Source organism: Streptomyces sp. R28, from assembly GCF_041052385.1.
Taxonomy (GTDB): domain Bacteria; phylum Actinomycetota; class Actinomycetes; order Streptomycetales; family Streptomycetaceae; genus Streptomyces.
In genome coordinates this window covers 2,276,471-2,301,451 of sequence record NZ_CP163439.1, presented here as the reverse complement: position 1 = coordinate 2,301,451, position 24,981 = coordinate 2,276,471, and the positions used below count along the sequence as shown (strand labels likewise).

The following is a 24,981-nucleotide window of genomic DNA, read 5'->3' as shown; positions in this document are numbered from 1 at the left end:
CGGCGGAGCCGCATGCCGATACAGCCCCGCGCCCCTTCGGGGCGCTCAGCGCAGCGCCGCTGAATCGATGCCCAGCAACTCGGAGAGCGCCCTTTCGCCCACCGCCGTCACCTTCACGGCCCGCTCCGAGCCGATCCGCACACACCACTCCGCGTCCAGCGCGTGCCGGCACAGGGCCGCACCCGCGACGCCCGCGAGATGGGGTCGGCGCTCGGTCCAGTCGAGGCAGGCGCGGGCCAGCGGGCGGCGGCCGGCGCGGTCGAGGCGGATGCCGGCGCTGTCGAACCAGCCGAGCCCCGCGTCCGTCAGCGCGAACCCCGTGTCCTGCCGCAGCAGCCCTCGCGAGGTCAGCGCGTCCGTGACCGCGATGCCGAGCCGCCCGGCGAGATGGTCGTAGCAGGTGCGGCCGCGCGCCATGGCCGACCCGGCACTGGATTCCCGCAGGTTCCGCGGCCGTACGGTGGCACTCGGTGACACCTGCCCGGCCAGGTCCTCCACCAGTTGCGCGACGCGCGGGCCGGCCAGCCGTACGTACCGGTGCCGCCCCTGCCGCTCCTCGGCGAGCAGCCCGCCCGCGACGAGCTTGCTCAGATGCTCGCTCAGCGTCGACGCGGCGACCCCGGCGTGCCGCGCCAGCTCACCGGCGGTCCACGCCCGCCCGTCGAGCAGCGCCAGCAGACAGGCCGCCCGGGTCTCGTCGGCGATGAGCCCGGCGAGCCGGGCCAGCTGCGGCGCCTGGGGGTCCCTGGTGGTCATGCCTCCCAGCATGGGGCACCGACACTTCGGTGAACGCCGAAGCGTGTTATGCGGAGCGCCCGACCTGCTCGTACTGTCGCGCGAGGCCGTCCAGCAGCGCCGTCAGGCCCGTCTCGAAGGCCCGCTCGTCGATCTTCTCCTGCTGCTCGGCGAGGAGATGGGCCTGCCCGAGGTGGGGGTAGTCGGCGGGGTCGTACGCGCTCGCGTCGTCCACGAAGCCCCCGGCGAACGAGCCGAGCGCCGAGCCCATGATGAAGTACCGCATCAGCGCGCCGATGGACGTGGCCTGCGCCGGCGGCCAGCCCGCGGCGACCATCGCGCCGTAGACGGCGTCGGCGAGGCGCAGTCCGGCGGGGCGGCGGCCGGGGCCCTGGGCGAGGACCGGAACGATGTTCGGGTGGTCCCGCAGGGCGGCCCGGTAGGAGACGGCCCAGTCGTGCAGCGCGGTCCGCCAGTCCCGGCCGTCCTCGAACATCGACAGATCGACCTGGGCGCTCACCGAGTCGGCGACCGCCTCCAGGATCTCGTCCTTCGTGCGGAAGTGGTTGTAGAGGGACGGCCCGCTCACGCCCAGTTCGGCGGCGAGGTGGCGCGTGGAGACGGCCGCGAGGCCTTTCGCGTCCACGAGTTCGCGAGCCGTCTCGACGATCCGGTCGTAGCTGAGGAGGGGCTTGCGCGGTCGGGCCATGGCGCACATAGTAGGGCTGCCGACTGGAAACTAGCAGTGCTAATTTAAATGTACGGCTTTCAATGTACGGCCCTCCACGGCCACCGTCCGTGGGGATGGCCACCGTCTGTGGGGTGACTCGGCATGAACCTGGAGCTCAGCGAGGAGCAGACCGCCGTCCGGCAGCTGGCCCGGGACTTCGTGGAACGCGAGATAGTCCCGCATGCCGTCGCCTGGGACCGCGCCGAGGAGGTGGACCGTTCGCTCGTCAAGAAGCTCGGCGAGGTCGGTTTCCTGGGCCTGACGATCGACGAGGAGTACGGCGGCTCCGGCGGCGACCACCTCGCGTACTGCCTGGTCACGGAGGAGCTGGGGCGCGGCGACTCCTCGGCGCGCGGGATCGTGTCGGTCTCCCTGGGCCTGGTCGCCAAGACCGTCGCGACCTGGGGGAGCGAGGAGCACAAGCGCCGCTGGCTGCCGGGGCTCACCTCCGGTGCGTACGTCGGCTGCTTCGGCCTCACCGAGCCGGGCACCGGCTCCGACGCGGGCAACCTCACCACGCGGGCGGTGCGCGACGGCGACGACTACGTGATCAACGGCACCAAGATGTTCATCACGAACGGCACGTGGGCCGATGTCGTCCTGCTCTTCGCCCGGTCCACCGACGCGCCCGGCCACAAGGGCGTCTCCGCCTTCCTGGTCCCCACCGACACCCCCGGCCTGACCCGCCGCACCATCCACGGCAAGCTCGGCCTGCGCGGCCAGGCCACCGCCGAGCTGGTGCTTCAGGACGTACGGGTGCCTGCCGACGCCATGCTGGGGGAGGAGGGCAAGGGCTTCTCGGTCGCGATGTCGGCCCTGGCCAAGGGGCGGATGTCGGTGGCCGCGGGGTGCGTCGGCATCGCCCAGGCCGCGCTGGAGGCGGCCGTCCGATACGCCGGTGAACGCGAGCAGTTCGGCCGGACCATCGCCCACCACCAGCTGGTCCAGGAGCTGATCAGCGACATCGCCGTGGACGTGGACGCGGCCCGGCTGCTGACCTGGCGGGTCGCCGACCTGATCGACCGCGGGCAGCCCTTCGCCGTCGAGTCCTCCAAGGCCAAGCTCTTCGCCTCCGAGGCCGCCGTCCGCGCCGCCAACAACGCCCTGCAGGTCTACGGCGGTTACGGCTACATCGACGAGTACCCGGCGGGCAAGCTGCTGCGCGACGCCCGGGTGATGACCCTCTACGAGGGCACGAGCCAGATCCAGAAGCTGCTCATCGGACGGGCGCTGACGGGCGTTTCGGCGTTCTGAGACAAGCTCGGGGGCCGGGGACTTCGGGGCTTCGCGGGCTTCGGGGGAGTCGGGGAGGTCGGGAGTTCTGAGTACCTGCCTGAGTACTTCGGCGGATGTGGCCGGCGCCACCACCGCCGACCCTGTTCCCCATGAGTGACACACCGGTCAAGCAGCAGAGCACGGCGGCGTTCTACGGCCAGGCCGTCGCCTCCTTCGCGGTCGCCATGGCCGCCACCGCCATCGGTATCCTCCGGCTGGAGGCCGACGCCTGGGTGCGGGGCTTTCTCGCGATCGCGGTCCTCTACCTGGTGACCTCGGCGTTCACGCTCGCGAAAGTGATCCGGGACCGCCAGGAGGCCGGACAGATCGTGAGCCGGGTGGACCAGGCGCGGCTGGAGAAGCTCCTCGCGGAACACGACCCCTTCGAAAAGCTCTGAACGGCCACGCTAAGCGCTCGCTCACCTTCGGCGGTATGGTGGTTCCTCTGTCAGCGAGAGGGGCGAGTGAGCGATGACTACGGCGGAGGAGACGGCCGGCGGCGACACGTCGGCGTGGGGTGAGGTCACGCCCGACGCGGCCCGGCGGCTGCTGATCGCCGCCGTGGAGGCCTTCGCCGAGCGCGGCTACCACGCAACGACGACCCGTGACATCGCGGGCCGCGCGGGCATGAGCCCGGCCGCGCTCTACATCCACTACAAGACCAAGGAAGAGCTGCTCCACCGCATCAGCAGGATCGGCCATGAGAAGGCCCTCGAGATCCTGCGTACGGCTTCCCGCCGCGAGGGCACGGCGGCCGAGCGGCTCGCCGACGCGGTGAGCTCCTTCGTCCGCTGGCACGCCGGCGGGCGCACGACCGCCCGGGTCGTGCAGTACGAGCTGGACTCGCTCGGCCCGGACGCCCGCGCCGAGATCCTCGCGCTGCGCCGGCAGTGCGACGCCGTGGTGCGGGGGATCATCGAGGACGGTGTGGCGTCCGGCGAGTTCGACGTGCTGGACGTGAAGGGCACGACCCTCGCCGTGCTCTCCCTGTGCATCGACGTGGCCCGCTGGTTCAGCGTCGACGGCCCCTGGACACCCGACGAGGTCGGCGCGCTGTACGCCGATCTCGTGCTGCGGATGGTGGGAGCGAAGTAAGGCGCCGGCCGGCTTCTCGGAGGCCGGCCGGCCTCCCGGCTGCTTGCGCCGCTCGCTACACGTAGTACCGCGAGACGGACTCGGCGACGCACACGGGCTTGTCCCCGCCCTCGCGCTCCACGCTGAACGCGATGGAGACCTGGACGCCGCCCGCCACGTCGTCCACGCCGGTGATCGTGGCGGTGGCACGCAGCCGTGAGCCGACCGGCACCGGGGCGGGGAAACGGACCTTGTTCGTCCCGTAGTTGACGCCCATCTTCACGCCTTCGACCTTGATGAGCTGGGGTCCGAAGAGCGGAAGCAGCGAGAGGGTGAGATACCCATGGGCGATCGTGGTCCCGAAGGGCCCGGCGGCGGCCTTCTCCGGATCGACGTGGATCCACTGGTGGTCACCGGTGGCCTCCGCGAAGAGATCGATCCGCTTCTGGTCGACCTCCAGCCAGTCCGTGTACCCCAGCTGCTCGCCCACCGCCGCCTTCAGGTCGTCGGCGGAGGTGAAGATCCTCGGCTCTGCCATGTCCAGGCCTCTCGCGTCGTCTGTCTCGGATGACCAATGTCTAAGCGACTGCTTAGCATGCTAGGCCGTGAAGCCTCTGTCAACGGAACCGGGCTCTGACGCGATAGGTAGGTTTGAGGCGTGCCCCAGATCCCCGAGAAGATCCACGAACTCACGGTCGGCCAGCTCGCCGCCCGGAGCGGCGCCGCCGTCTCCGCCCTGCACTTCTACGAGTCCAAGGGCCTGATCAGTAGCCGCCGCACCTCCGGCAACCAGCGACGCTACACCCGTGACACCCTGCGCCGGGTCGCCTTCGTCCGGGCCGCGCAGCGCGTCGGCATCCCCCTGGCCACGATCCGCGAGGCCCTCGCCGAACTCCCCGAGGAGCGCACGCCCACCCATGAGGACTGGGCGCGCCTGTCGGAGGCATGGCGCTCGGAGCTGGAGGAGCGCATCAAGCAACTGAACCGCCTCCGCGACCACTTGACCGACTGCATCGGCTGCGGCTGCCTCTCCCTGGACACATGCGTCCTCTCCAACCCGGACGACGTCTTCGGCGAACGGCTGACGGGGTCGCGTCTGCTGGCGGAGCCGGGGGGCCGACAGCAGGGGGCACCGGGGAGGGGCGGTTCCCCGCGCCCCTAGGGTGCTGCGGCGCCGTCGGCGGTCAGGGGGCACCCGGTCAGTGCCGGCGGGCGGCACCCCCCGGCACCAGCGCCGGGCCCCGCCCAACCCCGCTCACTCGTACTCGGTCCCACCCTTGCGCGTCAGATACGCCGGGCTCACCGCCTTCGCGATCGCCCGCCCGCCGGTCACCGCGCTGTACCGCTCGACAACCGGCCGTATCACCACGCCCTCCCGCAGATGCAGCTCCCGCCCCGAGAGAGTCTCGCGCCCCGTGGCAACCTCCAGCACCCGCTCGATGTCGAACGGCCCCTCGAACAGCCGCGGGACCAAAGGCAGTTCCCCCTCCAGCACCTCCGCGGCGTCCAGCCACCGCACCCGACCGTCGATCTCCGCGGACACATCGAACACGGCGTACCCCAAGCTCTCCCGTCGACCGTCGGCCCCGTACGTCAGGTCCTGCACGCCCGCGCCGTACACCTCGCCGAAGACGCCCACCCTGCGGGCACCCAGTCGCTCGGCCAGCCGAGCCGCCGCCTCGGCGACGCCGTGCCCCCGCACCGCCCGCCAGTACAGATTCCGCGACTCCTCCTTCAGCGCCAGCGACTTCGCCCCGAAGCCCTTGGAGGAGACGTACACCCGGTCCTCGCCGGCGACATGCGTCAGCAGGCACGCCGATCCGTGCAGCTTCTCGGTCAGCACCACGGGCTCACCCGGCACGAAGATGTCCGGATACCGCTGGATGTTCTCGATGTCGACCCAGGGCAGCAGATCCGGCGCCGACTCCACCTCGCCGGACATCGTGGGCGGGATGGGCGGCACCCACTTGGTGACCCCGAGCACCTCCGCGAAGTCCGTCCCCTCCGCGGCGGCCCGCGCCAGATCGACGCCGGCCAGCACCTTCGGCCGGCACACGATGCCCTGCGACAGCTCGCCGCGCAGCCGCACCGCCTTGACCCGGTCGGCCCTGCTCCCCGCCAGCCGCCCGGTCAGCCCCAGTTCCTCGATCAGCTCGGCCGGCAGCACGGACTGCTCGGGGATGTACACGGCGGCCTCACCGGTGCGGTAGGCGCCCTTGGCGACGACGGCCCGGTACAGACCCACCTGGGCCAGTTCGAGGGCGTCGGCGTCTGGGTGCTCGTGGACGGTCAGCACTTCGGCAGTGACGCGCAGCGTCGACATGAGGGGCTCCTTCAGGACCTCAGGTTCGTTTCATCGCCCCCAACTGTCCGGACGGGAATGGGCTGGAGCGAGCCGATTAGCGGCTGGTATCGTCGCGATCTTCGGCCGGCGGCACTCCGCCACGCACGGAGTCCTGACGGGACCGATCCCATGTCCTCAGCCGACCTTGACGCAGCCCTCGCCGACCTCGACTCCGTCTTCCGCGGTTTCACGAGCCCCACCGAGACCGGCTGCGGCTACTGCCACGCCCCCGAGGAGACCGCGTATCTGCGCACTCCGGACGTGCCGATGCCGTTGGACACGGTGGGGTACTACCTCTTCGAGGTGTCCGACCACTTCGACGACCACGCGGCGGTGATGCGTCGCCTGCTGCCGCAGGGCGCCCGGGCGATGGCCGACGGCACCCTGGGCGTGATCGGTTACGGGGCGCACGGGTTGTCCCAGGTGGACTGGCGCCTGTGGCCGGCCGAGCAGGCCGACGCGATCGAGGCGTTCCTGCATGCCTGGTGGCAGGACGCCCTCGCGAGGCCCGAGCCGTCGTACGGCATCGACCACATCTTCGACACCTGCGCCACCATCGCCCGGACGGTGACCCCGTTCCTGCAGGGGTGGGGCCCCGGCCCGGTCGCCGACGCGCACCTCGCCCACTGCGCCGACGTCTGGCTCCACGACCTGCTGTCCGACGCCTCACCCTTCTCCTGGTGGTACGGCGACACCGTGGACGTCGGCGTCAAGGACCTGCGCGCCTGGCTCTGCGGCCCCGGTGCCGCACGTCTGCACGCCGCGGGCGAGTACGACCTCGCGACTCGCGCCGAACTCCTCGGCCTCCCTCGCGACCAGCGTGGGGATCACCCGTACTGAACCAGCCCCTCCGCCACCAACTGAGCGTTCGACCAGGCCCGCTCCCCGTCCGGCAGGACCAACGTGTCCTCCAGGCCGATGCGCGTCGCCAGCCCCAGCCGCCCCGCCAGCCTCAGCACCGGCCACGCCCCCGCGTCCTCCCCGTGCAGCAGCACGGGACGGTCGAAGGCCGAGCCCAGGTCGGCGAGCAGCGCGCGTGCGCTCTCCTCGGCGGTCTCCGCGGAGGGGTCCGTCACCTCCGCCAGCACCCGCAGCACCCTCGGCCCCAGCGGCGAGGCGGCGAACCGTGCCGCCCCGTCCGTGCCGGACCAGATGCCGGCCTCGACGCCCACGCCCCGCTCGATCAGAGCCGCGGCCACCTCCTCGGCGCCGTCTTCATGCCAGTTGACCGAGGCGTGGTCCGGCAGCACCGTCCAGCTGCGGATGCGCTCCAGTCGGGCCGCCGCATCCGGTTCCGCCCACGCGCCCGTCGTCACGCCGACCGGCACCGACACCCGGGCCCGTATCGCCTCCAGCGTCGGTGCGAGCACGCGCGGCGACAGGCTGTCCTGCCCGCAGGGAGTCTTGGGGTGGACATGGATGTCCGTGGCTCCGGCCGCGACGGCCTCGGCCGCGGAGTCGGCCAGCGCCTGGGGCGAGAGAGGCACCACCGCGCCGTCGCCCGCTCCTCGCGGCCCGTTCAGACACACCTGGATCATGGCTCTATCGTGCCGGCCACCACTGACAACGAGGGTGGCCGACCAGGCACTGGCAACGGGAGTGGGAAGCCAAGGCGGCGAACCCACGGCGCCAAAAGGGGGTGCGGCATCCCCAGCGCACCCCCGTCGTACTAGGCGGACACCAGCAGCCGCCGTTCGCGCCGCGACGCCGCCAGCGCTTCCGGCGTGAGAACCGGACGCGGCACCACGATCCCGCAGTCCGTGCAGACCGGCCCCGACGACGGTTCATGGGCCAGGTCGTACTGCCAGATCAGCCGGTCACCTCCGCACACCGGGCACTCCGAGCCCGGTTCGCGCTCCAGCGCGGAGATCAGTCGGCGCAGCACCTCGGCCAGTGGTTCACGCGGGTGGACCCGGGGGTTGTCGCACCAGGCGACTCCGAAGCCGCCCCAGGTCAGCCGGTGCCAGTCGTCCACGGTGCCCGGCCTGCGCAGTCCGTCGTGCTTTTCCCTTTTGCGCCGCTCGGCGAAGTCGACCTCGTAGGCCAGCCAGACCGAACGCGCCTCCTCCAGCTCGTCCAACGCGGCCACGAGCCGCGCCGGATCGGGGGACCGGTCCTCCGGACCGAACCCTGCCCGGGAGCACAAGTGGTCCCAGGTCGCCCTGTGCCCATAAGGGGCGAACCGCTCAAGGCACTTACGCAGCGAGTAGCGCCGCAGCGCCAGATCGCACCGCGGGTCTCGCACCTGTCTCGCCAGACTCCGGAAACCGGCCATCGCCCTGCACCTCCGTCACATCTGCACCTGTACTTCGGTCACTTCGGCGTCGCCGCACGGACTTCGCGCGACGTTGACGAATAGACGTATCGACAAGCGATTTGGCTCCATTCGATTTCCGATGGCCTCCATAGCGAGCCGTGGTGACTCCAAAAAGTGACGCATGTTCATCTTCAATCCCGGGGATACCGCCGGTAACATCCGGCCCACCCTCGTCGGTAGGAGCTGCCATGCCACGGCGTACCCCACGCAACGCCCTCGACAGACTGAGAACTCCCGGCAGATTCCCCGGGTTCCTGAAGTCCGCATCCATATGCGCCCTGATCGCCGGTCTTTTGTCGCCACTTTCCCAAGCCGCGACCGCGCCCGAGGCCGCGGCGGCCGAAACCACGGCCGCGAACGACTACTGCGGGAACCAGTGCTCCGACATCCTTCCGCCTGGTCAGAACGGCAACGCCACCCTCGCCCAGGTCCTGCTCAACCAGGCCTTCGGCACCCTGCCCGAACACGCCTCGGACCAGCTGGGCCCCTACGCCAACCTGGCCAAGGGCTACTCCGGTCTGACCAACGCGACGATCAACAACTTCTTCAACGACGCCTCGTTCGGCGTCCCGTCCGATCAAGTCGCCTCCACCGTGAGTCCCGCCGGGCGCAGCGACGTGACGATCGTCCGTGACAAGAAGACGGGCGTACCGCACATCACCGGTACCACCAGATACGGCACGGAGTTCGGCGCCGGCTACGCGGCCGCCCAGGACCGGCTGTGGCTGATGGACGTCTTCCGGCACGTCGGACGCGGCCAGTTGACCTCGTTCGCCGGCGGCGCGGCGTCCAACCAGGGCCTTGAGCAGGAGTTCTACCGCCACGCGCCGTACACCGAGGCAGATCTGCAGGCACAGATCGACAACGCCGTCGCCGCGGCCGGCGACCGGGGCAAGCAGGCCCTCGCCGACGTGGGCGCCTACGTCGCCGGCATCAACGCCTACATCGACGCCTCCGACAGCGGCCGCTACTTCCCCGGCGAATACGTCCTGACCGGCCACAAGGACTCGGTCACCAACGCCGGCACGATCGAGCACTTCAAGTCCACCGACCTGGTCGCCCTGGCGTCCGTGATCGGTGCCCTGTTCGGGTCCGGAGGCGGCGGCGAGGTCAACAACGCCCTCTCCCTGCTGGCCGCCCAGGAGAAGTACGGCGTGGCCGAGGGCACCAAGCTCTGGGAGTCGTTCCGCGAGCGCAACGACCCGGAGGCGGTCGTCACCGTCCACGACAAGAGCTTCCCGTACGCCACCAAGCCCGCCGACCCGCAGGGCGAGGCCCTGCCCGACGCTGACTCGGTGACCGAGGAACAGCTGGTCCACGACCGTACGGGCAGCGCGGCCGGCTCCGCCGCGACCAGCGCTTCCACCACGGCCGCCGAGACCGCCATGACCTCGGCGAAGCGGGGCATGTCCAACGCCCTCGTGGTGAGCGGCGAGCACACCGCGAGCGGCCACCCGGTCGCCGTCTTCGGCCCGCAGACGGGCTATTTCGCACCCCAGCTGCTCCTGCTCCAGGAGATCCAGGGCCCCGGCATCAGCGCGCGCGGCGCCTCCTTCGCCGGCCTGAGCATGTACGTCGAGCTCGGCCGCGGCCAGGACTACTCGTGGAGCGCCACGACCTCCGGCCAGGACATCATCGACGCCTACGCGGTCGAGCTGTGCCAGGACGACTACCACTACCTGTACCGCGGCACCTGCACCGCGATGGACAAGGTCGAGCAGAAGAACGCCTGGAAGCCGACGACCGCGGACGGGACGGCCGAGGGGTCGTACACGATGCGGGTCTGGCGCACGAAGTACGGTCCCGTCACCCACCGCGCGACCGTCGGCGGCAAGAAGATCGCCTACACCACCCTGCGCTCGTCGTACCTGCACGAGGCCGACTCGATCATCGGCTTCCAGATGCTGAACGACCCGGACTACGTCAAGGGGCCGGCCGACTTCCAGAAGGCGGTGCAGCACATCAACTACACCTTCAACTGGTTCTACGCCGACTCCGAGCACGCCGCGTACTACAACAGCGGCGACAATCCGGTCCGGGCGACCGGCGTCGACGCGGAGTTCCCGGTGTGGGCGCAGTCGGCGTACGAGTGGCGGGGCTGGGACCCGACGACGAACACGGCGCAGTACACCCCGCCGTCGGCCCACCCCAACTCCCTCGACCAGGACTACTACATCTCCTGGAACAACAAGCAGGCCAAGGACTACACGACCGCCCCCTGGGGCGACGGCTCGGTCCACCGCGGCAACCTGCTGGAGGACCGGGTGAAGAAGCTGGTCGACGCGGGCGGCGTGACCCGGTCCGCGCTGGTGAAGGCGATGGCCGACGCCGGCCTTGCCGACCTGCGGGCCGAGGACGTGCTGCCGGACCTGCTCAAGGTCGTGGGCAGCTCCCCGGTGACCGACGCCACGGCCGCGGCGGCCGTGACCAAGCTCCGGGCGTGGATCTCGGCCGGCGCCAAGCGCACCGAGACGTCGGCCGGCTCGAAGGCGTACGCCGACGCCGACGCGATCCGCATCCTGGACGCGTGGTGGCCGCTGCTGGTCAAGGCCGAGTTCGAACCGGGCCTCGGGAGCGAGCTGTACGGCGCGATGACGAACAACCTGCCCATCGACGAATCCCCCTCCGCCGCACACGGACCGACCGGCTCGCACGCCGGAAGCTCCTTCCAGTACGGCTGGTGGAGCTACGTCGACAAGGACATCCGGGCCGTGCTGGGTGAGTCGGTGCAGGGTCCGCTCGACCGGAAGTACTGCGGCGGCGGCAGCCTCAGCGCCTGCCGGGACATCCTGATCAGCACCCTGAAGGAGGCCGCGGGCAAGACCGCGGCCCAGGTCTACCCCGGCGACGAACAGTGCTCGGCGGGCGACCAGTGGTGCGCCGACTCGATCGTCCAGCGGACGCTGGGCGGCATCAAGCACGCCAAGATCAGCTGGCAGAACCGGCCGACGTATCAGCAGGTCGTGGAGTTCACGTCACACAGGTGACGATCAGTGGTCGGCGGCGGGCCGGTGGATACGGCCCGCCGCCACCACCAGCTGCGCCAACTCCCGGTGCACGATGTCGCTGTGCGCCCCCGCCGGCGGTCCGCCACGCCTGACGACCGTCGCCGCGTCGATGTTGACGCACCCCGAATCCGGCAGCGTCGCCTGCAGCGCGTCGGCCAGCTTGAACGACCGCGTCCCCGGCACCGCCTGCACGCCGTCGTGCCCCATCGCACCCCACTTGGCACCCAGCGTCCGGCCGATGTCCAGGGCCGCGATCCCGCGCGCGTCCCCCGCCATGCGCGAGGCCAGCGGATACATCGTGGAAAGGGCCGAGTCGTGCCGCGAGTAGCAGCACACCAGCGGTCCGTCGATACGGTTGTGCTGGCCCTCCAGGACCCCACCCGCCCGCGCGTCGTGCGGCAGCCGGGACGCGAACGCGTAGTGCGAGAAGGCGCCTTGGAGCAGCGTCACGGACTTCACCGACCGCACGCCCTTCGGCAGCCCGCGCAACGCGAACGACACCAGCCGGCCGCCGAAGCTGTGCCCGACGAGGTGGACCCGCACCTCGGGCGAGCGTGCGGCCAGTTGCCCGATCACCCGGCCGAGCCCGCGTTCACCGACTGTCCCCGCGCGCCGTTTCATGGCGTAGTACGTCGCCTGCCGCAGCAGCTCATGGGCTCCCTCCCACGGGTTCGGCAGCGAGAAGGCGGCCGCTCCGTCCGACCCGCCGTCCGGCGCTTGGTCAGACGCTTCGAGATGCGTCAGCGCCCGCGCGAACTCCTCGCACACGGCAGCGGTGGACGCCGAGAACATGTCCGGCGAACTCTGCGGCACACCCTCCGCCAGGGTGTCCGCCGCGAACAGCGCCTGCGGCCCCGGCGGCACGATGTCCACCAGCATCCGCACCAGCCGCCCGAACTCCTCCAGCTCGGCCTCCTCGCGCGGCTGCTGGTCCAGCATCCGCGCGATCTGGTCGATCACGGTGGCCCGCCCCGGGAACGTCTCCAGCAGCGCGTGCCGGGTGTCCTTGTCGAGCGCCGGGCGGCGGGGCATCTCGGCCGCCACGGCCCGCGGAAAGTCCGGGATCGGTTCGTCCGAGAACCGCATCGACGGCCAGACCACACCCACGTACCCGATCTTCGCCGCCGGAGCGAGCTGCGGGATCGACGCGAAGAAGCGGTCGAAGAGCCGGGTCGCCCCCGAGCGGTCGTTGTTCCAGCCGTGCGCGAAGACGATCAGATCACGGACGTGGTGCTGCGCCGCCCCGGCCAGCAGCCGGTCCCGTCTGCCGGCGTCCGGGTCACCGTCCGCGTCGAAGGTCAGCTCCCAGTAGGGAGTCACGCTCACTGCCGGATTCGCCATCACAGGCCCCCTCGTCCCCCGTAGTGGTGCGATACGGGCGCATCGTCCTGCTACCAGGCGGAAATGGCCATACGTCGTCACTCATCCGGGGCACACAAGTGGGGCGCTCATTTGTACAGCAGGTACTCCCCGCGCACCCGCCGGAACGCCGCCAGCTCCTGCTGCCAGCCCGCCACCACCTCGTCGGCGCTCGCGCCCGCGTCGATCATCGTGCGCACCTGTGTGGAGCCGGTGAGCTTGTCGATCCAGTTGTCGGGGCGCCAACCGAAGCCGCTCCAGGCCTTCTTCGCGGTCACCAGCAGGGCGATCCCGGTGCGCACGGGGTCGTACGCGGCCCGGTCGTGCACATGGATCTGGACGCCGCCGATGGTCTTGCCCTGGAACTTCGAGAACGTGGGCGCGAAATACGCCTCCCTGAAGTGCACACCGGGCAGGTCGAGTTCGCTCACGGCGGCCGCCCAGCGTCCGTCGATGCCTTCCGCGCCCAGCAGTTCGAAGGGGCGGGTGGTGCCGCGCCCCTCCGACAGGTTCGTGCCCTCGAAGAGGCAGGTCCCCGAGTACACCAGCGCGGTGTCCGGGGTCGGCATGTTCGGGCTCGGCGGCACCCACGGCAGGCTCCAGGCGTCGTAGAACTCGGACCGCTTCCAGCCCGTCATCCGTACGGTCTCCAGGGGGACCGGGGTGGTGAGGAACTCCCCGTTGAACAGCCGCGCCAGCTCGGCGACCGTCATGCCGTGCGCCTGGGAGATGGGCCGGCGGCCGACGAAGGTGGCGAACTCCATATGGAGGACGGGGCCTTGGGCCGCCCGTCCGGTCACGGGGTTGGGGCGGTCGAGTACGACGAAGCGTTTGCCCGCGAGCTGGGCTGCCTCCATGCAGTCGTACAGCGTCCAGATGTACGTGTAGAAGCGGGCGCCCACGTCCTGGATGTCGAAGACGATCGTGTCCACGCCGGACGCGGTGAAGATGTCGGCGAGGGGGCGGCCGCTCTTGAGGTACGTGTCGTAGACCGGGAGGCCGGTTGCCGGGTCGTCGTAGCGGCCCTCGGAGCCGCCGGCCTGGGCGGTGCCGCGGAAGCCGTGTTCGGGGCCGAAGACGGCGATGAGGTTCACGCGGTCGTCCGCGTGCATGACGTCGACGATGTGACGTACCTCGCGGGTGACGCCGGTGGGATTCGTCACGATACCGACGCGCCGGCCGTCGAGGAGGGCGTAGCCTCCGGCGGCAAGGCGCTCGAAGCCGGTTTGCCTGTGGCGCGGGGCCGCGGAGGCCGGGGGTGTGGCCGAGAAGGATGCTGCTGCCGTTGTCGCTGCGAGGAGAGCTCGTCTGGATAGGCGCATGGGGGGCACGGTATTGCTCCCGCAGGTCGGGGGGAAGGTACCGGTGGATCGTGGCTTGTCGCGCCCGTGCGGCGGAGCGGCACATCGGTACGGCCCCGTGCCCCTGAGGGCGTCATCACACCCCTTCCTTGAAACATACCGACCGGTTAGTCTGGCCAGGCTGGAGAGCCGCAGTCGAAGGAGACCGATGGTGGAAGCCGTTCAGGGTGCCGGAGTCGTCGTTACCGGGGCTGGGGGTGGCATCGGTGCGGCCCTCGCCCGGCGCTTCGCCGCCGAGGGAGCTCGCGTCGTCGTCAACGATCTGGACGCCGGGAAGGCCCAGGCGGTCGCCGACGAGATCGGCGGCACAGCGGTTCCCGGTGATGCCTCCGCCATCGTCGACGATGCCCGTGAGGCGCTCGGGGGCGCCATCGACGTCTACTGCGCCAACGCCGGCGTCGCCTTCGGTGCGGTGGAGGCGGCCGATCTCGCCGACGCGAAGGCCTGGGAGCTGTCCTGGGACGTCAACGTCATGGCCCACGTCCGCGCGGCCCATGAGCTGCTGCCCGAGTGGCTGGAGCGGGGCAGTGGGCGCTTCGTCTCGACCGTCTCCGCCGCCGGGCTGCTCACCATGATCGGTGCCGCGCCCTACGCCGTCACCAAGCACGGTGCGTACGCCTTCGCCGAGTGGCTGTCGCTGACGTACCGCCACCGCGGGATCAAGGTCCACGCCATCTGCCCGCAGGGCGTGCGCACCGACATGCTCGCCGCCACCGGCAGCGCGGGCGACCTGGTGCTCCACCCGACGGCCATCGAGCCGGACGACGTCGCGGACGCCCTGTTCAAGGGCATGGAGGAAGACCGTTTCCTGATCCTGCCGCACCCCGAGGTCGCCGGTTTCTACCAGGCGCGGGCCACCGAGCCGGACCGCTGGCTGACCAACATGAACCACATCCAGCAGAAGTGGGAGGCGACCCGGTGACCGACGCCTCCGCCTCCCCTTACGCGGCCAAGCCCTGGCTGGCCCTGCTCAGCGACGCCCAGCGCGCCCCGATAGACCCGGCCGACACCCTCGTACACGCCCTGCGCCGGGTGGTCGCCGAGACCCCGGAGCGCACCTTCCTCGCCTACTTCGACGGCCGTCTGACCTACCGCGAGGTCGACGAGCTCAGCGACTCCGTCGCCGGGCACCTCGCCGCCCGCGGTCTGGGGCGCGGCGACCGGGTGGCGGTCCTGCTGCAGAACTCCCCGCACTTCGTGCTGGCGCTGCTCGGCGCCTGGAAGGCGGGCGCGGTCGTCGTGCCCGTCAACCCGATGTACAAGTCGGGGGAGGTCGGTCACGTCCTGCGGGACGGTGAGGTGACCGCGCTGATCTGTTCCGACCGGGCCTGGGAGTCGTACCTGCGCGAGACCGCGGCCGGGTCGCCGGTGCGGATCGCACTCACCGGCTGTGAGCGGGATTTCCAGACCCGCGACGACGCGCGCGTACTGACCTTCGAGCGGCTCCCACAGGCCGACGACGCCGAGGACCTGGCGGTGGTCGCACGCGCCGGGCACAAGGCGCCGCAGGGGCGTGACCTCGGCCCGTCCGACATCGCGCTGATCAGCTACACCTCGGGCACCAGCGGCACCCCCAAGGGCGCCACCAACACGCACGGCAACATCATGTACAACGCCGAGCGGCAGCGGACCGGACTGGAGCTGCCCGAGGCGCCCGTCTACTTCGCGATGGCGCCCCTCTTCCACATCACCGGGATGGTCTGCCAGCTCGGCGCCTGTCTCGACAGTGCGGGCACGCTCGTGCTGGCGTACCGCTTCGAGGCGGGTGTCGTGCTCGACGCGTTCGCCGAACACGGGCCGCACTACACCGTCGGCCCGTCGACGGCGTTCATGGCACTGGCCGCGCACCCGGCGGTCACCCGCGAGCACTTCGCCTCCTTCCGGATGATCTCCTCCGGCGGCGCCCCGCTGCCGCCCGCCCTGGTGGAGAAGTTCCGGGCCGGCCTCGGGCCGTACATCCGCAACGGCTACGGCCTCACCGAGTGCACCGCCCCCTGCGCCTCCGTCCCGCCCGGCCGGGAGGCCCCCGTCGACCCGGTCTCCGGGACGCTCGCCGTGGGCCTGCCCGGACCCGAGACAGTCGTACGGATCGTCGACGACGCGGGCGAGGAGGTGCCGTTCGGCGAGCAGGGCGAGATCCTGGTGCGCGGGCCGCAGGTCGTGCCCGGCTACTGGCGGCGCCCCGAAGCCACCGCCGAGACCTTTCCCGACGGCGAGCTGCGCACCGGGGACATCGGCTTCATGGACGCCGAGGGCTGGCTGTACGTCGTCGACCGCAAGAAGGACATGATCAACGCGTCCGGCTTCAAGGTCTGGCCGCGCGAGGTCGAGGACGTGCTCTACACCCACCCGGCGGTGCGCGAGGCGGCCGTCGTCGGGGTGCCCGACGGGTACCGCGGAGAGACCGTCAAGGCGTACATCAGTCTCCGTCCGGGTGCGGAAACGGACCCCGACGCACTCGCCGCGTACTGCAGGGAGAGACTGGCCGCCTACAAATATCCGCGGCAGGTGGAGATCCTGCCCGACTTGCCCAAGACGGCAAGTGGGAAGATCCTCCGTCGGGAACTCCGTTCCCGCGCCAACGACGGCTAGACAGCAGGCAGACCTTTCGGAAAGGCAGGTGGCGGCACAGTGGCCAGGACGACGGACGGTGACGGTACGCCCGTCCCGCAGCGGCTGCTCGCCGCCGCCACCCGGCTCTTCGCGGAGCAGGGCTACGACCGCACCTCGGTGCAGGAGATCGTCGAGGCGGCCGGCGTCACCAAGGGGGCGCTGTACCACTACTTCGGCTCCAAGGACGACCTCCTGCACGAGGTGTACGCGCGCGTGCTGCGCGTTCAGCAGGAGCGGCTGGACGCGTTCGCGAACGCCGACGAGCCCATCGAGAAGCGGCTCAGAGGCGCGGCCGCCGACGTCGTCGTCACGACGATCGAGAACCTCGACGACGCGATGATCTTCTTCCGCTCCATGCACCACCTGAGCCCGGAGAAGAACAAGCAGGTGCGCGCCGAGCGCCGGCGCTACCACGAACGCTTCCGTGCGCTCGTCGAGGAGGGCCAGGCCTCGGGCGTCTTCTCGAAGGCGACCCCGGCCGACCTGGTGGTCGACTACCACTTCGGGTCCGTCCATCATCTGTCGACCTGGTACCGCCCGGACGGCCCGATGAGCCCCCAGGAGGTCGCCGACCACCTGGCCGACCTGCTGCTGCGGGCGCTGCGGCCGTAACCGGCCAGCCGTAGGCATGTGTAAGGGGCGACCACCATTGGTGGTCGCCCCTTACCCGTGATCCCTCTAGAGGTACTTCTTCAGCTCCCGCCGCGCCAGCGACCGCTGGTGCACCTCGTCCGGACCGTCCGCGATCATCAGCGTCCGCGCGCCCGCGTACAGCTCGGCCAGCGGGAAGTCCTGGCTGACGCCGCCCGCGCCATGCAGCTGGATCGCCCGGTCGATGATGTCGACGACCGCGCGCGGGGTGGCGATCTTGATGGACTGGATCTCCGTGTGGGCGCCCCGGTTGCCGACGGTGTCCATCAGCCACGCCGTCTTCAGCACCAGCAGCCGCAGCTGCTCGACCGTCACGCGCGCGTCGGCGATCCAGTTGTGCACCACGCCCTGCTGGGCCAGCGCCTTGCCGAAGGCCGTACGGGACACGGCCCGGCGGCACATCAGCTCGATCGCCCGCTCCGCCATGCCGATCAGCCGCATGCAGTGGTGGATACGGCCCGGACCGAGCCGCGCCTGGGCGATGGCGAAGCCGCCGCCCTCCTCGCCGATCAGGTTGGACACCGGCACGCGCGCGTGGTCGAAGATCACCTCGGCGTGGCCGCCGTGGTAGTGGTCCTCGTAGCCGAACACCTGCATAGCGCGCTTGATGGTGACGCCCGGGGTGTCGCGGGGCACCAGGACCATGGACTGCTGACGGCGGATGTCCTCGCCGTCCGGGTCGGTCTTGCCCATCACGATGAAGATCTTGCAGTCCGGGTTCATCGCCCCGGAGATGTACCACTTGCGGCCGGTGATGACGTACTCGTCGCCGTCCCGCTCGATGTGCGTGGTGATGTTGGTGGCGTCCGAGGAGGCCACCTCCGGCTCGGTCATCGCGAACGCCGAGCGGATCTCACCGGCCAGCAGCGGCTCCAGCCACTGCTTCTTGTGCTGCTCGTCGCCGAACTGCGACAGCACCTCCATGTTCCCGGTGTCCGGCGCCGCGCAGTTCAGCGCGGTGGGCGCGAGCTGCGGGGAGCGGCCGGTGATCTCGGCGAGCGGGGCGTACTGGAGGTTGGTCAGCCCGGCGCCGTACTCGGCGTCGGGGAGGAAGAGGTTCCACAGCCCCTGCCTGCGCGCCTCGGCCTTGAGCTCCTCGACCACGGCCGGGGTGTCCCACGGCGAGGCCAGCTGGGCGCGCTGCTCCTCCGCCACGGCCTCGGCCGGATAGACGTACTCGTCCATGAAGGCCAGCAGCTTGCCGCGCAGTTCCTCGGTACGCGCGTCGAACGCGAAGTCCATGTGCGTCAGCCTTCCTGAAGGGTGTTCAGACCGTGCTCGATGAAGACGGGAACCAGGTCGCCGATGCGGTCGAAGCCGCGGCCGACGGTCTGGCCAAGCGTGTAGCGGTAGTGGATGCCCTCCAGGATCACGGCGAGCTTGAACCAGGCGAACGCGGTGTACCAGGAGACCGCGGAGACGTCGCGCCCCGAGCGCGCGGCGTACCGCTCGATCAGCTCTGCCGGGTCCGGGTGGCCCGCAGCCTCGGCGGTCGTGGAGACGGGTGAGTTCGGCATGCCGAGCGGCATGCTGTACATCACCAGCAGGCCCAGGTCGGTCAGCGGATCGCCGAGCGTGGACATCTCCCAGTCCAGGATCGCCTTGATCCGGTCGTCCTCACCGATGAGTACGTTGTCGAGCCGGTAGTCGCCGTGCACGACGGCCGCGTCGGGGGAGGCGGGCAGCCGCCGTCCGAGGGTCGCGTGCAGTTCGTCGATGCCGGCCAGGTCGCGGTTGCGGGAGGCGTCCAGCTGCTTGCCCCAGCGGCGCAGTTGCCGGTCCAGGAACCCCTCGGGGCGGCCGAAGTCCGCGAGCCCCACCTCCGCCGGATCCACGGCGTGCAGCTCGACGAGCGTGTCCACCAGCGACAGCACCGCGCCCCGGGTGCGCTCCGGGCCGAGCGGGGCCAGCTGGTCGGCGGTGCGGTACGGGGTGCCCTCGACGAACTCCATGACGTAGAACGGCGCCCCGAGCACATCCTCGTCCTCGCACAGCAGCACCGGCCGCGGCACCGGTACGTTCGTGGGGTGCAGGGCGCTGATGACCCGGTGCTCGCGCTTCATGTCGTGCGCGGTGGCGAGGACATGGCCGAGCGGTGGCCGCCGTACGACCCACTTCGACGTGCCGTCGGACATCATGTAGGTGAGGTTCGACCGTCCGCCCTCGATCAGCCGGCCGGTCAACGGGCCCTGCGCCAGGCCGGGCCGCTCGCGCTCGAGCAGGCCGCGCAGCCGGTCGAGATCGAGACCGGGCGGATGGTCGGGGCTCATACGTCGCTCCTACAGGCAGGTGAACGGGACCTGACTCATGATGCCGACCAGTCGGTATGTAGTCCAGTGCGGAAGCCGAACGTGATCGGGGCCACGATAGGCCGACAGCTCCCCGCGCGGTGCGCCGGGGAGCTGTCGTGGTGCCTTCTCGGCCGGTACGGCCGGGCTCAGTGGTCGTCCCAGTGGCCGTCGTGGGCGGCGTGCCGGTGGCCGTCGTGGAGGTAGTCGACGTGGTCGCCGTGCAGGACGCTCTCGTGCCCGCAGTCGGCGCCGTGCTCATGGGTGTGGGCCTCGTGCGCGACGTGCGCGTCCGACTCGCACTCGTCCCAGTGGCCGCTGTGCTCGCGGTGGAGGTGACCGTCGTGTGCGTAGTCGGTGTGGTCGCCGTGCGGTACCGCGGTGTGCCCGCAGTCGGCGCCGTGGGTGTGCGTGTGGGAGGGGTGTTCCACGTGCAGGGTGGTCATGGTGCTCGCCTTCGGAGGTGCAGGTGGTGACGACGGACAGGCTGCCACGCGAACGCCGCATATCGGCTTATTCGGCTTGCGTGGCGCCCGGTGACCGCAGAGGGTCGAACCCATGAAGGGCATCAGCTACACAAGCTACGGCGGCCCCGAGGTGCTCGCATACGGAGAGGTGCGCGACCCGAAGGTCGGCCCCGACTCGGTGCTGGTCAAGGTGCGGGCGGCGGCCGTCAACCCGGTCGACTGGAAGTGCCGCGAGGGCCATATGGACCGGATGCTCGAGCCGGCCTTCCCGGTGGTCCCGGGATGGGACGTGTCGGGTGTCGTGGTCCAACCGGGCGTGTCCGTCACGGAGTTCGCCGTCGGCGACGAGGTCATCGGCTACGTACGCGAGGACCTGCTGTCCCGCGGCACCTTCGCCGAGTACGTCGCGGCCCCCCTGCGCACCCTCGCCCGCAAGCCCCGCAACCTGTCCTGGGAGGAGGCCGCCGGGCTGCCCCTGGTGGGGCTGACGGCGTATCAGGTGCTGATCAAGGTGCTCCAGGTCAAGCGCGGTGAGACCGTCCTCGTGCACGCCGCGGCCGGCGGGGTGGGCTCGATCGCCGTCCAGCTCGCCCGCCATCTGGGTGCCCGGGTCATCGGTACGGCCAGTGGCCACAACCATGACTTCGTACGTGGCCTCGGCGGGGAGCCGGTCGAGTACGGCGACGGGCTGACCGAGCGGGTGCGCGGGATGGCGCCCGAAGGCGTGGACGCGGCCTTCGACACGGTCGGCGGCGAGGCGCTGAGAGCCTCGGCCAACCTCCTGGCCCCCGAGGGCCGCCTGGTGTCGATCGCCGACCCGGACGTCTTCGACTACGGCGGCCGCTACTACTTCGTCCGCCCCGACGCGGAGGACCTGCTGCGGCTGTCCGAGCTGGCGGAGGAGGGGGCGGTCTCCGTGCATGTCTCACAGACGTTCCCGCTGGAGCGCGCGGCGGACGCACACCGGCTCAGCCAGGAGGGCGGTACCCGGGGCAAGATCGTGGTGACGGTGGACTGGGACACGGAGGAGGCGGTGGCGCCCGAGGGGCTGTGGCAGGCGGCGGACTAGGGCCCGTCCAGTGGTGCCCGGAGGAGGCCGGCTCACAGGACGAGGGCGGCGCCGCACACGGCCAGGGCCACGGTGAACAGGACCGTGGCCGTGGCATGCCGAGGGGAGAGTGCCGCCGGTTCGGCCGACGAGGCCAGGACGCGGATACGGCGGTGGGCGAGGGCCAGGAAGCCCAGCCACAGGCCGAAGGACAGGGCGCAGACGAAGATCCCGACGACCGAGGCCCGGCCGTGCAGCGCGCTCTTCATGGCGAGTACGGCGGCCACGGTGCCGGACAGTGTCGTACGGCGCCACGCCAGGCGCGTCCGCTCGGGCTGCAGCCCCGGATCCCGCACCGGCTCCGCGACCGCCCCGGTGCTCACCCTTCCCACCCCACGAGCACCACGACGACCATCGCGACGGCCACGACCGCGACCACGATGCCCAGCACCGCCGGGAACCGCGACACCGGCAGGTCCTCGCCCCGGCGCATCGCCCGCTCGCAGCGCACCCAGTGGTTCACCGCGCGCAACGAGCACAGCACGCCGGCCGCGAGCAGTGCGAGGGCCAGCCCCACGCGCCAGCCCCAGCGCAGGTCCGGCAGGAACTGGTCCACCGCGAAGCCGCCGCCGATGAGCGCGAGCGCGGTACGCAGCCAGGCCAGGAAGGTGCGCTCGTTCGCCAGCGAGAAGCGGTAGTCGGGGGTGCCGCCCTCCTGTCGGATCTGCTGCGGCGCGAACCACAGCCGGACGTTTCGTACGAACTCGATCACATGCACGACCCTATCCGGGCGGCTGCCGGGGGGCGTTGTCAGTGCTGCCCGCTACGGTTCGGGCCATGGATGTTCCCACGTCACTGGCCGGGTACGCGATGCCCGGACACGGCATCGCCCCCGCCGAGCAGCTGCTCGGCCTGCCCGGTTTCTGGCCGGTGTTCTACGCCCCGGTCTGGGACGAGTTCGCGGACGAGCCCGAGACTTTCGGTGCCGACTCGGCGGACGTCGACGAGGCGGCCGAGGTGCTGTACGGGGCGCAGGAGGTCTGGCCCGCGTTCCGCATACCTATGGCGGGCGGGCACGTGCTGTGGATCGTCCACCGCAACTTCCCGGACGACTCGGGCACGGACTACCTGATCGCCCACCCCGACTGGGACCGCCACGCCTACCTGGCGTCGATCGAAGGTCACTACAGCGGGCCGGGACTGTCCTGGCCCGAGCTGGTCGCCGTCGCCGAGTCCGCTCCGGCCGGTGCGGAGGGCGTCGTGGATCCCGGGCTGCGACTGCTCCTGCTGCTGCCGGCCTTCGGTGACGCGGACGTGCCCGAGGCGGAGGCGGTGGCGCGGATATCCGGTGCGCTCAGGGCGGTGGGGGTGTCCGCGGAGGCGGCGCCGGACGTGGCGGAGCGGCTCCTGGACCACGGCTTCTGGGACGGGCCGGCCTGGGCGGCACAGGGCCGCAGCCCCCTCAGCGGCACCGCGGCCGAGCCCACTCCGCTGGCCCTGTGCGACGGGCGGCACAGCCCGCGCACCGTGCCGCTCGGTCTGGGCATCACCGCCGACCAGGAGAGGGCTCTTGCCGACGCGCTTGCGGGGAGAGGGGGAGAGGGGGAGAGGGGAAGGGGGGATGAGCGGGTCGCTCCGGCCTCGATCAGCCGGTCGCTCCGCCACCCGCCCGGTAGGCCCTGAGCCGCTCGTAGGCCGCCAGCCCGTCCGGCACCCACGCCCACTCGGTCAGCCGTCGCTCCACCTCGGCGTCGGGCAGGAAATCGTGCCAGGCGACCTCCTCCACCTGCGGGCTCACGGGCAGCTCGCAGCGCACCTCGTACACCGCCGACCACCAGGTCTGCCCGGCGCCGTCGTCGTACAGGAACTTGAACAGGAACGCCGGTCGGGGAAGGCCGCTCACGCCGAGTTCTTCCTCGGCCTCGCGCAGGGCGGCGACGTCGTAGGACTCACCCGCGCCGACCACTCCGCCGACGAACATGTCGTACCGCGAGGGGAACACCAGCTTGGTGGGCGTACGGCGGTGCACGAAGAGGCGGCCCCGGGCGTCCCGGGCCTCGATGAAGACGGCGCGGTGGCGCAGCCCCCTGGCGTAGGCCTCGCCGCGGGGGGACTGTCCGATGACCTGGTCGTGCTCGTCGACGATGTCGAGAATCTCGTCAGCAGCGCTCATGGACCCATCCAAGCAGGGGCCGTCCAGCAGGGGGCCATCCCAGCGGGCCCCGCACGCCCCCGCGGCCCTCTGCCTGCGCCGCTCCGAGCCCCTGGCCGGTCGGTCACCCTGCGTCTACCCGCGGTGAAGGGCTATCGGGGCTTGGGGGAGGTGTCTGTCCGAGCCGAGGCGAGCCGAGCCGAGGCGCTTTCGCGGTGGTCTGTGTCGCTCCGGGCCGACCTGGTCCGTGCGTGGCCCGCAGCCACCCAGCCGCCCAGCCGCCCTGGTCGACCGTGATGCGCGCGCTCCGCTGCCCGTCCGACCGGCTGCTTCCGACCAGTGCCGGCGGGTGAGGCGCTCCTCAAGGTGAGCTTGAGCGAATCAGCCGCGCCCTTCCAGGCCGGTCGGTGTCCGCTGGCCCACGCCCTGGCCGCCGGCGCCTGCCCGTACCCGTCCGCGCCGTCAGCCCGGTGCCCCGCCCCGGCGCGCCGTCATCCCGCAGTCTGCAGCGCCGGCGTACGTGCCGGCTGCTTCGTCCCGCACGGCATCGCCGGGTGCATGCCGAGGAGGATGATGCCGACCACGATGCCCGTGAGTCCGGCCGCCTCCCACGCCAGCGCCCCCGCGTCGGTGCGGAGCCGGTCGCCGAGGAAGCCGACGCCGCAGGCGATGCCGGCCAGGGGCTGGGCCGCGGTCAGGGCGGGCAGGGACATGCGCAGGGACGCCGTCTCGAACGCGCTCTGGACCAGGACCAGCCCGGTGAGCCCGAGCGCCACCACGGCGTACGGCTGCCAGCCGGTCAGGACCTCGGACATGCCGCCCTCGGCGAAACGCTGGCCGGTCACCCGCGTCAGCGCGTCCTGCACGCCGTACAGCAGACCGGCGGCGTCGCCAGCAGCGCCGGACCCGAGCTGAGCCGCGAGCGCTTGGCGTACGCCGTGAGCAGCAGGGCCACCCCGACCATGACGCCGATGATCAGCCACTGCCGGAAGGGATCGCTGGGTGCCGTTCCGCCGTGCGGCTGGCCGGCGACGATGAACGCCGTCACACCGCCCGCGAGCAGGGCGAGGCCTGCCCAGCCCTGGCGGCCCAGTGACTGCTTGGTCTGGCGGCGGGAGAGCACGAGCGCGAACAGCAGGTTCGTCGCCAGCAGTGGCTCCACCAGGGAGATCTCGCCCTGGCCCAGTGCCATCGCGCCCAGCGCCATGCCGACCACCATGAGCCCGATGCCGCCCAGCCAGCGCGGCACCTTCATCAGGTCGAGCAGGATGCGGGGGGAGAGGAAGTCGCTCAGTGGCGCCTTCTGGGCCGCGTTCTGCTGCAGTACGAAGCCGAAGCCCAGACAGCATGCAGCACTTACGGCGAGTATCAGAATCTGGAGCGACACGCTGCGTACCTCGAATCCTGCCGGGCGGACGGGATGCGTAAGGGCCGACTGTAGCGGCCCCGAGCCCGGCTTGCGCGTTCCCCCGATCCTGCGATGCCGACGACGGTGCCGCCATGACGTACTTCACACACTCCGAATAAATCGGGCATTACGGGCAGCGGTGGTGTCACAA

At 71.1% G+C, this 24,981-nt stretch carries 25 protein-coding genes and 1 pseudogene; 11 read left to right on the top strand and 15 right to left on the bottom strand.

The genetic code is table 11. From position 1 onward, the window contains the following. Nucleotides 1–45: 45 nt before the first annotated feature. Both AB5J49_RS10070 and AB5J49_RS10065 read right to left on the bottom strand, forming a co-directional pair. Entirely contained in the window at nt 46–756 is a 711-nt protein-coding gene (locus tag AB5J49_RS10070) for an ArsR/SmtB family transcription factor (RefSeq protein WP_369168203.1), read from the bottom strand. A gap of 46 nt (nt 757–802) precedes the next feature. Then, nucleotides 803–1,444 carry a TetR/AcrR family transcriptional regulator gene (locus AB5J49_RS10065; protein ID WP_369168202.1) on the bottom strand — a complete coding sequence of 214 codons (642 nt, stop codon included), beginning with the start codon at nt 1,442–1,444 and terminating at the stop codon, nt 803–805. A 123-nt stretch (nt 1,445–1,567) separates the two neighbouring features. Between AB5J49_RS10065 and AB5J49_RS10060 the strand changes: the two genes are divergently transcribed. From AB5J49_RS10060 to AB5J49_RS10050, 3 genes are all read left to right on the top strand, one after another. Continuing rightward, nucleotides 1,568–2,719, top strand: coding sequence for an acyl-CoA dehydrogenase family protein (locus AB5J49_RS10060; RefSeq protein WP_369168201.1), 1,152 nt, complete (start codon nt 1,568–1,570; stop codon nt 2,717–2,719). Nucleotides 2,720–2,850: 131 nt separating this feature from the next. Continuing rightward, the gene (locus tag AB5J49_RS10055) at nt 2,851–3,138 is read left to right on the top strand and encodes a YiaA/YiaB family inner membrane protein (RefSeq protein WP_369168200.1); all 288 of its coding nucleotides are present in this window, start codon (nt 2,851–2,853) and stop codon (nt 3,136–3,138) included. A gap of 73 nt (nt 3,139–3,211) precedes the next feature. Further along, entirely contained in the window at nt 3,212–3,835 is a 624-nt protein-coding gene (locus AB5J49_RS10050; RefSeq protein ID WP_369168198.1) for a TetR/AcrR family transcriptional regulator, read from the top strand. A 55-nt stretch (nt 3,836–3,890) separates the two neighbouring features. Here the strand turns inward: AB5J49_RS10050 and AB5J49_RS10045 are convergent, their stop codons facing one another. Continuing rightward, nucleotides 3,891–4,352: a MaoC family dehydratase gene (locus AB5J49_RS10045; protein ID WP_369168196.1), complete on the bottom strand. Its 462-nt coding sequence runs from the start codon at nt 4,350–4,352 to the stop codon at nt 3,891–3,893. A 120-nt stretch (nt 4,353–4,472) separates the two neighbouring features. On the opposite strand from AB5J49_RS10045, the gene soxR reads away from it, so the two are divergent. Continuing rightward, the gene (gene soxR, locus AB5J49_RS10040; RefSeq protein WP_369168194.1) at nt 4,473–4,976 is read left to right on the top strand and encodes a redox-sensitive transcriptional activator SoxR; all 504 of its coding nucleotides are present in this window, start codon (nt 4,473–4,475) and stop codon (nt 4,974–4,976) included. A gap of 93 nt (nt 4,977–5,069) precedes the next feature. Here soxR and AB5J49_RS10035 read toward each other — a convergent pair whose 3' ends face one another. After that, entirely contained in the window at nt 5,070–6,137 is a 1,068-nt protein-coding gene (locus AB5J49_RS10035; protein WP_369168192.1) for an RNA ligase (ATP), read from the bottom strand. A 150-nt stretch (nt 6,138–6,287) separates the two neighbouring features. On the opposite strand from AB5J49_RS10035, the gene AB5J49_RS10030 reads away from it, so the two are divergent. Then, entirely contained in the window at nt 6,288–6,998 is a 711-nt protein-coding gene (locus AB5J49_RS10030) for a hypothetical protein (RefSeq protein ID WP_369168191.1), read from the top strand. Here the strand turns inward: AB5J49_RS10030 and AB5J49_RS10025 are convergent. Continuing rightward, a complete protein-coding gene (locus AB5J49_RS10025) occupies nt 6,986–7,696 on the bottom strand; it encodes a 3-keto-5-aminohexanoate cleavage protein (RefSeq protein WP_369168190.1) in 711 nt (236 codons plus the stop codon). The genes AB5J49_RS10030 and AB5J49_RS10025 overlap by 13 nt on opposite strands. A 131-nt stretch (nt 7,697–7,827) precedes the next feature. Further along, complete coding sequence (locus AB5J49_RS10020; protein ID WP_369168188.1) at nt 7,828–8,433, bottom strand: hypothetical protein; 606 nt, start codon at nt 8,431–8,433, stop codon at nt 7,828–7,830. Nucleotides 8,434–8,663: 230 nt separating this feature from the next. Here AB5J49_RS10020 and AB5J49_RS10015 point away from each other — a divergent pair, with 230 nt between their 5' ends. Then, the gene (locus AB5J49_RS10015) at nt 8,664–11,462 is read left to right on the top strand and encodes a penicillin acylase family protein (protein WP_369168187.1); all 2,799 of its coding nucleotides are present in this window, start codon (nt 8,664–8,666) and stop codon (nt 11,460–11,462) included. Between the two features lie 3 nt (nt 11,463–11,465). Here AB5J49_RS10015 and AB5J49_RS10010 read toward each other — a convergent pair whose 3' ends face one another. Continuing rightward, nucleotides 11,466–12,824, bottom strand: a complete 1,359-nt coding sequence (locus tag AB5J49_RS10010; protein ID WP_369168185.1) for a serine-threonine protein kinase — start codon at nt 12,822–12,824, stop codon at nt 11,466–11,468. A gap of 107 nt (nt 12,825–12,931) precedes the next feature. Beyond that, complete coding sequence (locus tag AB5J49_RS10005; protein ID WP_369168184.1) at nt 12,932–14,164, bottom strand: exo-beta-N-acetylmuramidase NamZ domain-containing protein; 1,233 nt, start codon at nt 14,162–14,164, stop codon at nt 12,932–12,934. Between the two features lie 187 nt (nt 14,165–14,351). On the opposite strand from AB5J49_RS10005, the gene AB5J49_RS10000 reads away from it, so the two are divergent. Genes AB5J49_RS10000 through AB5J49_RS09990 form a run of 3 tightly spaced genes read left to right on the top strand, consistent with a single transcriptional unit; the run spans nt 14,352 to nt 17,428 of the window. After that, nucleotides 14,352–15,125, top strand: coding sequence for an SDR family oxidoreductase (locus AB5J49_RS10000; protein ID WP_369168183.1), 774 nt, complete (start codon nt 14,352–14,354; stop codon nt 15,123–15,125). Next, entirely contained in the window at nt 15,122–16,795 is a 1,674-nt protein-coding gene (locus AB5J49_RS09995; RefSeq protein ID WP_369168182.1) for a class I adenylate-forming enzyme family protein, read from the top strand. The genes AB5J49_RS10000 and AB5J49_RS09995 overlap by 4 nt, the downstream gene beginning before the upstream one ends. Nucleotides 16,796–16,834: 39 nt before the next feature. Beyond that, nucleotides 16,835–17,428, top strand: coding sequence for a TetR/AcrR family transcriptional regulator (locus AB5J49_RS09990; RefSeq protein WP_369168181.1), 594 nt, complete (start codon nt 16,835–16,837; stop codon nt 17,426–17,428). 66 nt (nt 17,429–17,494) lie between these two features. On the opposite strand, the gene AB5J49_RS09985 is transcribed toward AB5J49_RS09990, so the two are convergent. The 3 genes from AB5J49_RS09985 to AB5J49_RS09975 all read right to left on the bottom strand — a co-directional run bounded on the left by AB5J49_RS09985 (nt 17,495) and on the right by AB5J49_RS09975 (nt 20,201). Further along, on the bottom strand, nt 17,495–18,709 hold the full coding sequence (locus AB5J49_RS09985; RefSeq protein ID WP_369168180.1) for an acyl-CoA dehydrogenase: 1,215 nt from the start codon (nt 18,707–18,709) through the stop codon (nt 17,495–17,497). 5 nt (nt 18,710–18,714) lie between these two features. Beyond that, entirely contained in the window at nt 18,715–19,737 is a 1,023-nt protein-coding gene (locus AB5J49_RS09980) for a phosphotransferase family protein (RefSeq protein ID WP_369168179.1), read from the bottom strand. A gap of 167 nt (nt 19,738–19,904) precedes the next feature. Beyond that, nucleotides 19,905–20,201 carry a hypothetical protein gene (locus AB5J49_RS09975; RefSeq protein ID WP_369168178.1) on the bottom strand — a complete coding sequence of 99 codons (297 nt, stop codon included), beginning with the start codon at nt 20,199–20,201 and terminating at the stop codon, nt 19,905–19,907. Nucleotides 20,202–20,313: 112 nt separating this feature from the next. On the opposite strand from AB5J49_RS09975, the gene AB5J49_RS09970 reads away from it, so the two are divergent. Then, a complete protein-coding gene (locus tag AB5J49_RS09970) occupies nt 20,314–21,291 on the top strand; it encodes an NADP-dependent oxidoreductase (protein ID WP_369168177.1) in 978 nt (325 codons plus the stop codon). A gap of 32 nt (nt 21,292–21,323) precedes the next feature. On the opposite strand, the gene AB5J49_RS09965 is transcribed toward AB5J49_RS09970, so the two are convergent. Next, nucleotides 21,324–21,653, bottom strand: coding sequence for a DUF202 domain-containing protein (locus AB5J49_RS09965; protein ID WP_369168175.1), 330 nt, complete (start codon nt 21,651–21,653; stop codon nt 21,324–21,326). After that, nucleotides 21,650–22,042 (bottom strand): YidH family protein, encoded by a 393-nt coding sequence (locus tag AB5J49_RS09960; protein WP_369168174.1) that lies wholly within the window; start codon nt 22,040–22,042, stop codon nt 21,650–21,652. The genes AB5J49_RS09965 and AB5J49_RS09960 overlap by 4 nt, the downstream gene beginning before the upstream one ends. A gap of 65 nt (nt 22,043–22,107) precedes the next feature. Between AB5J49_RS09960 and AB5J49_RS09955 the strand changes: the two genes are divergently transcribed. After that, a complete protein-coding gene (locus AB5J49_RS09955) occupies nt 22,108–22,953 on the top strand; it encodes a hypothetical protein (RefSeq protein ID WP_369168172.1) in 846 nt (281 codons plus the stop codon). Here the strand turns inward: AB5J49_RS09955 and AB5J49_RS09950 are convergent. Together AB5J49_RS09950 and AB5J49_RS09945 are read right to left on the bottom strand one after the other, a co-directional pair. Then, nucleotides 22,916–23,443, bottom strand: coding sequence for an NUDIX hydrolase (locus AB5J49_RS09950; RefSeq protein WP_369168171.1), 528 nt, complete (start codon nt 23,441–23,443; stop codon nt 22,916–22,918). The two genes, AB5J49_RS09955 and AB5J49_RS09950, sit on opposite strands and share 38 nt — an antisense overlap. Nucleotides 23,444–23,913: 470 nt before the next feature. After that, nucleotides 23,914–24,809: pseudogene (locus AB5J49_RS09945) on the bottom strand (DMT family transporter). Nucleotides 24,810–24,981: the final 172 nt, after the last annotated feature.

What these genes read in the sequence shown, in the direction of transcription:
- AB5J49_RS09970 (WP_369168177.1), top strand. Translation starts at nt 20,314, where the DNA reads ATGAAGGGCATCAGCTACACAAGCTACGGCGGCCCCGAGGTGCTCGCA.
- AB5J49_RS10010 (WP_369168185.1), bottom strand. Translation starts at nt 12,824, where the DNA reads ATGGCGAATCCGGCAGTGAGCGTGACTCCCTACTGGGAGCTGACCTTC.
- AB5J49_RS10035 (WP_369168192.1), bottom strand. Translation starts at nt 6,137, where the DNA reads ATGTCGACGCTGCGCGTCACTGCCGAAGTGCTGACCGTCCACGAGCAC.
- AB5J49_RS10060 (WP_369168201.1), top strand. Translation starts at nt 1,568, where the DNA reads ATGAACCTGGAGCTCAGCGAGGAGCAGACCGCCGTCCGGCAGCTGGCC.
- AB5J49_RS09975 (WP_369168178.1), bottom strand. Translation starts at nt 20,201, where the DNA reads ATGACCACCCTGCACGTGGAACACCCCTCCCACACGCACACCCACGGC.
- AB5J49_RS10050 (WP_369168198.1), top strand. Translation starts at nt 3,212, where the DNA reads ATGACTACGGCGGAGGAGACGGCCGGCGGCGACACGTCGGCGTGGGGT.
- AB5J49_RS10030 (WP_369168191.1), top strand. Translation starts at nt 6,288, where the DNA reads ATGTCCTCAGCCGACCTTGACGCAGCCCTCGCCGACCTCGACTCCGTC.
- AB5J49_RS09985 (WP_369168180.1), bottom strand. Translation starts at nt 18,709, where the DNA reads ATGGACTTCGCGTTCGACGCGCGTACCGAGGAACTGCGCGGCAAGCTG.
- AB5J49_RS09955 (WP_369168172.1), top strand. Translation starts at nt 22,108, where the DNA reads ATGGATGTTCCCACGTCACTGGCCGGGTACGCGATGCCCGGACACGGC.
- AB5J49_RS09980 (WP_369168179.1), bottom strand. Translation starts at nt 19,737, where the DNA reads ATGAGCCCCGACCATCCGCCCGGTCTCGATCTCGACCGGCTGCGCGGC.
- AB5J49_RS09950 (WP_369168171.1), bottom strand. Translation starts at nt 23,443, where the DNA reads ATGAGCGCTGCTGACGAGATTCTCGACATCGTCGACGAGCACGACCAG.
- AB5J49_RS10015 (WP_369168187.1), top strand. Translation starts at nt 8,664, where the DNA reads ATGCCACGGCGTACCCCACGCAACGCCCTCGACAGACTGAGAACTCCC.
- AB5J49_RS10020 (WP_369168188.1), bottom strand. Translation starts at nt 8,433, where the DNA reads ATGGCCGGTTTCCGGAGTCTGGCGAGACAGGTGCGAGACCCGCGGTGC.
- AB5J49_RS10055 (WP_369168200.1), top strand. Translation starts at nt 2,851, where the DNA reads ATGAGTGACACACCGGTCAAGCAGCAGAGCACGGCGGCGTTCTACGGC.
- AB5J49_RS10000 (WP_369168183.1), top strand. Translation starts at nt 14,352, where the DNA reads ATGGTGGAAGCCGTTCAGGGTGCCGGAGTCGTCGTTACCGGGGCTGGG.
- AB5J49_RS10025 (WP_369168190.1), bottom strand. Translation starts at nt 7,696, where the DNA reads ATGATCCAGGTGTGTCTGAACGGGCCGCGAGGAGCGGGCGACGGCGCG.
- AB5J49_RS10065 (WP_369168202.1), bottom strand. Translation starts at nt 1,444, where the DNA reads ATGGCCCGACCGCGCAAGCCCCTCCTCAGCTACGACCGGATCGTCGAG.
- AB5J49_RS10070 (WP_369168203.1), bottom strand. Translation starts at nt 756, where the DNA reads ATGACCACCAGGGACCCCCAGGCGCCGCAGCTGGCCCGGCTCGCCGGG.
- AB5J49_RS10045 (WP_369168196.1), bottom strand. Translation starts at nt 4,352, where the DNA reads ATGGCAGAGCCGAGGATCTTCACCTCCGCCGACGACCTGAAGGCGGCG.
- AB5J49_RS10005 (WP_369168184.1), bottom strand. Translation starts at nt 14,164, where the DNA reads ATGCGCCTATCCAGACGAGCTCTCCTCGCAGCGACAACGGCAGCAGCA.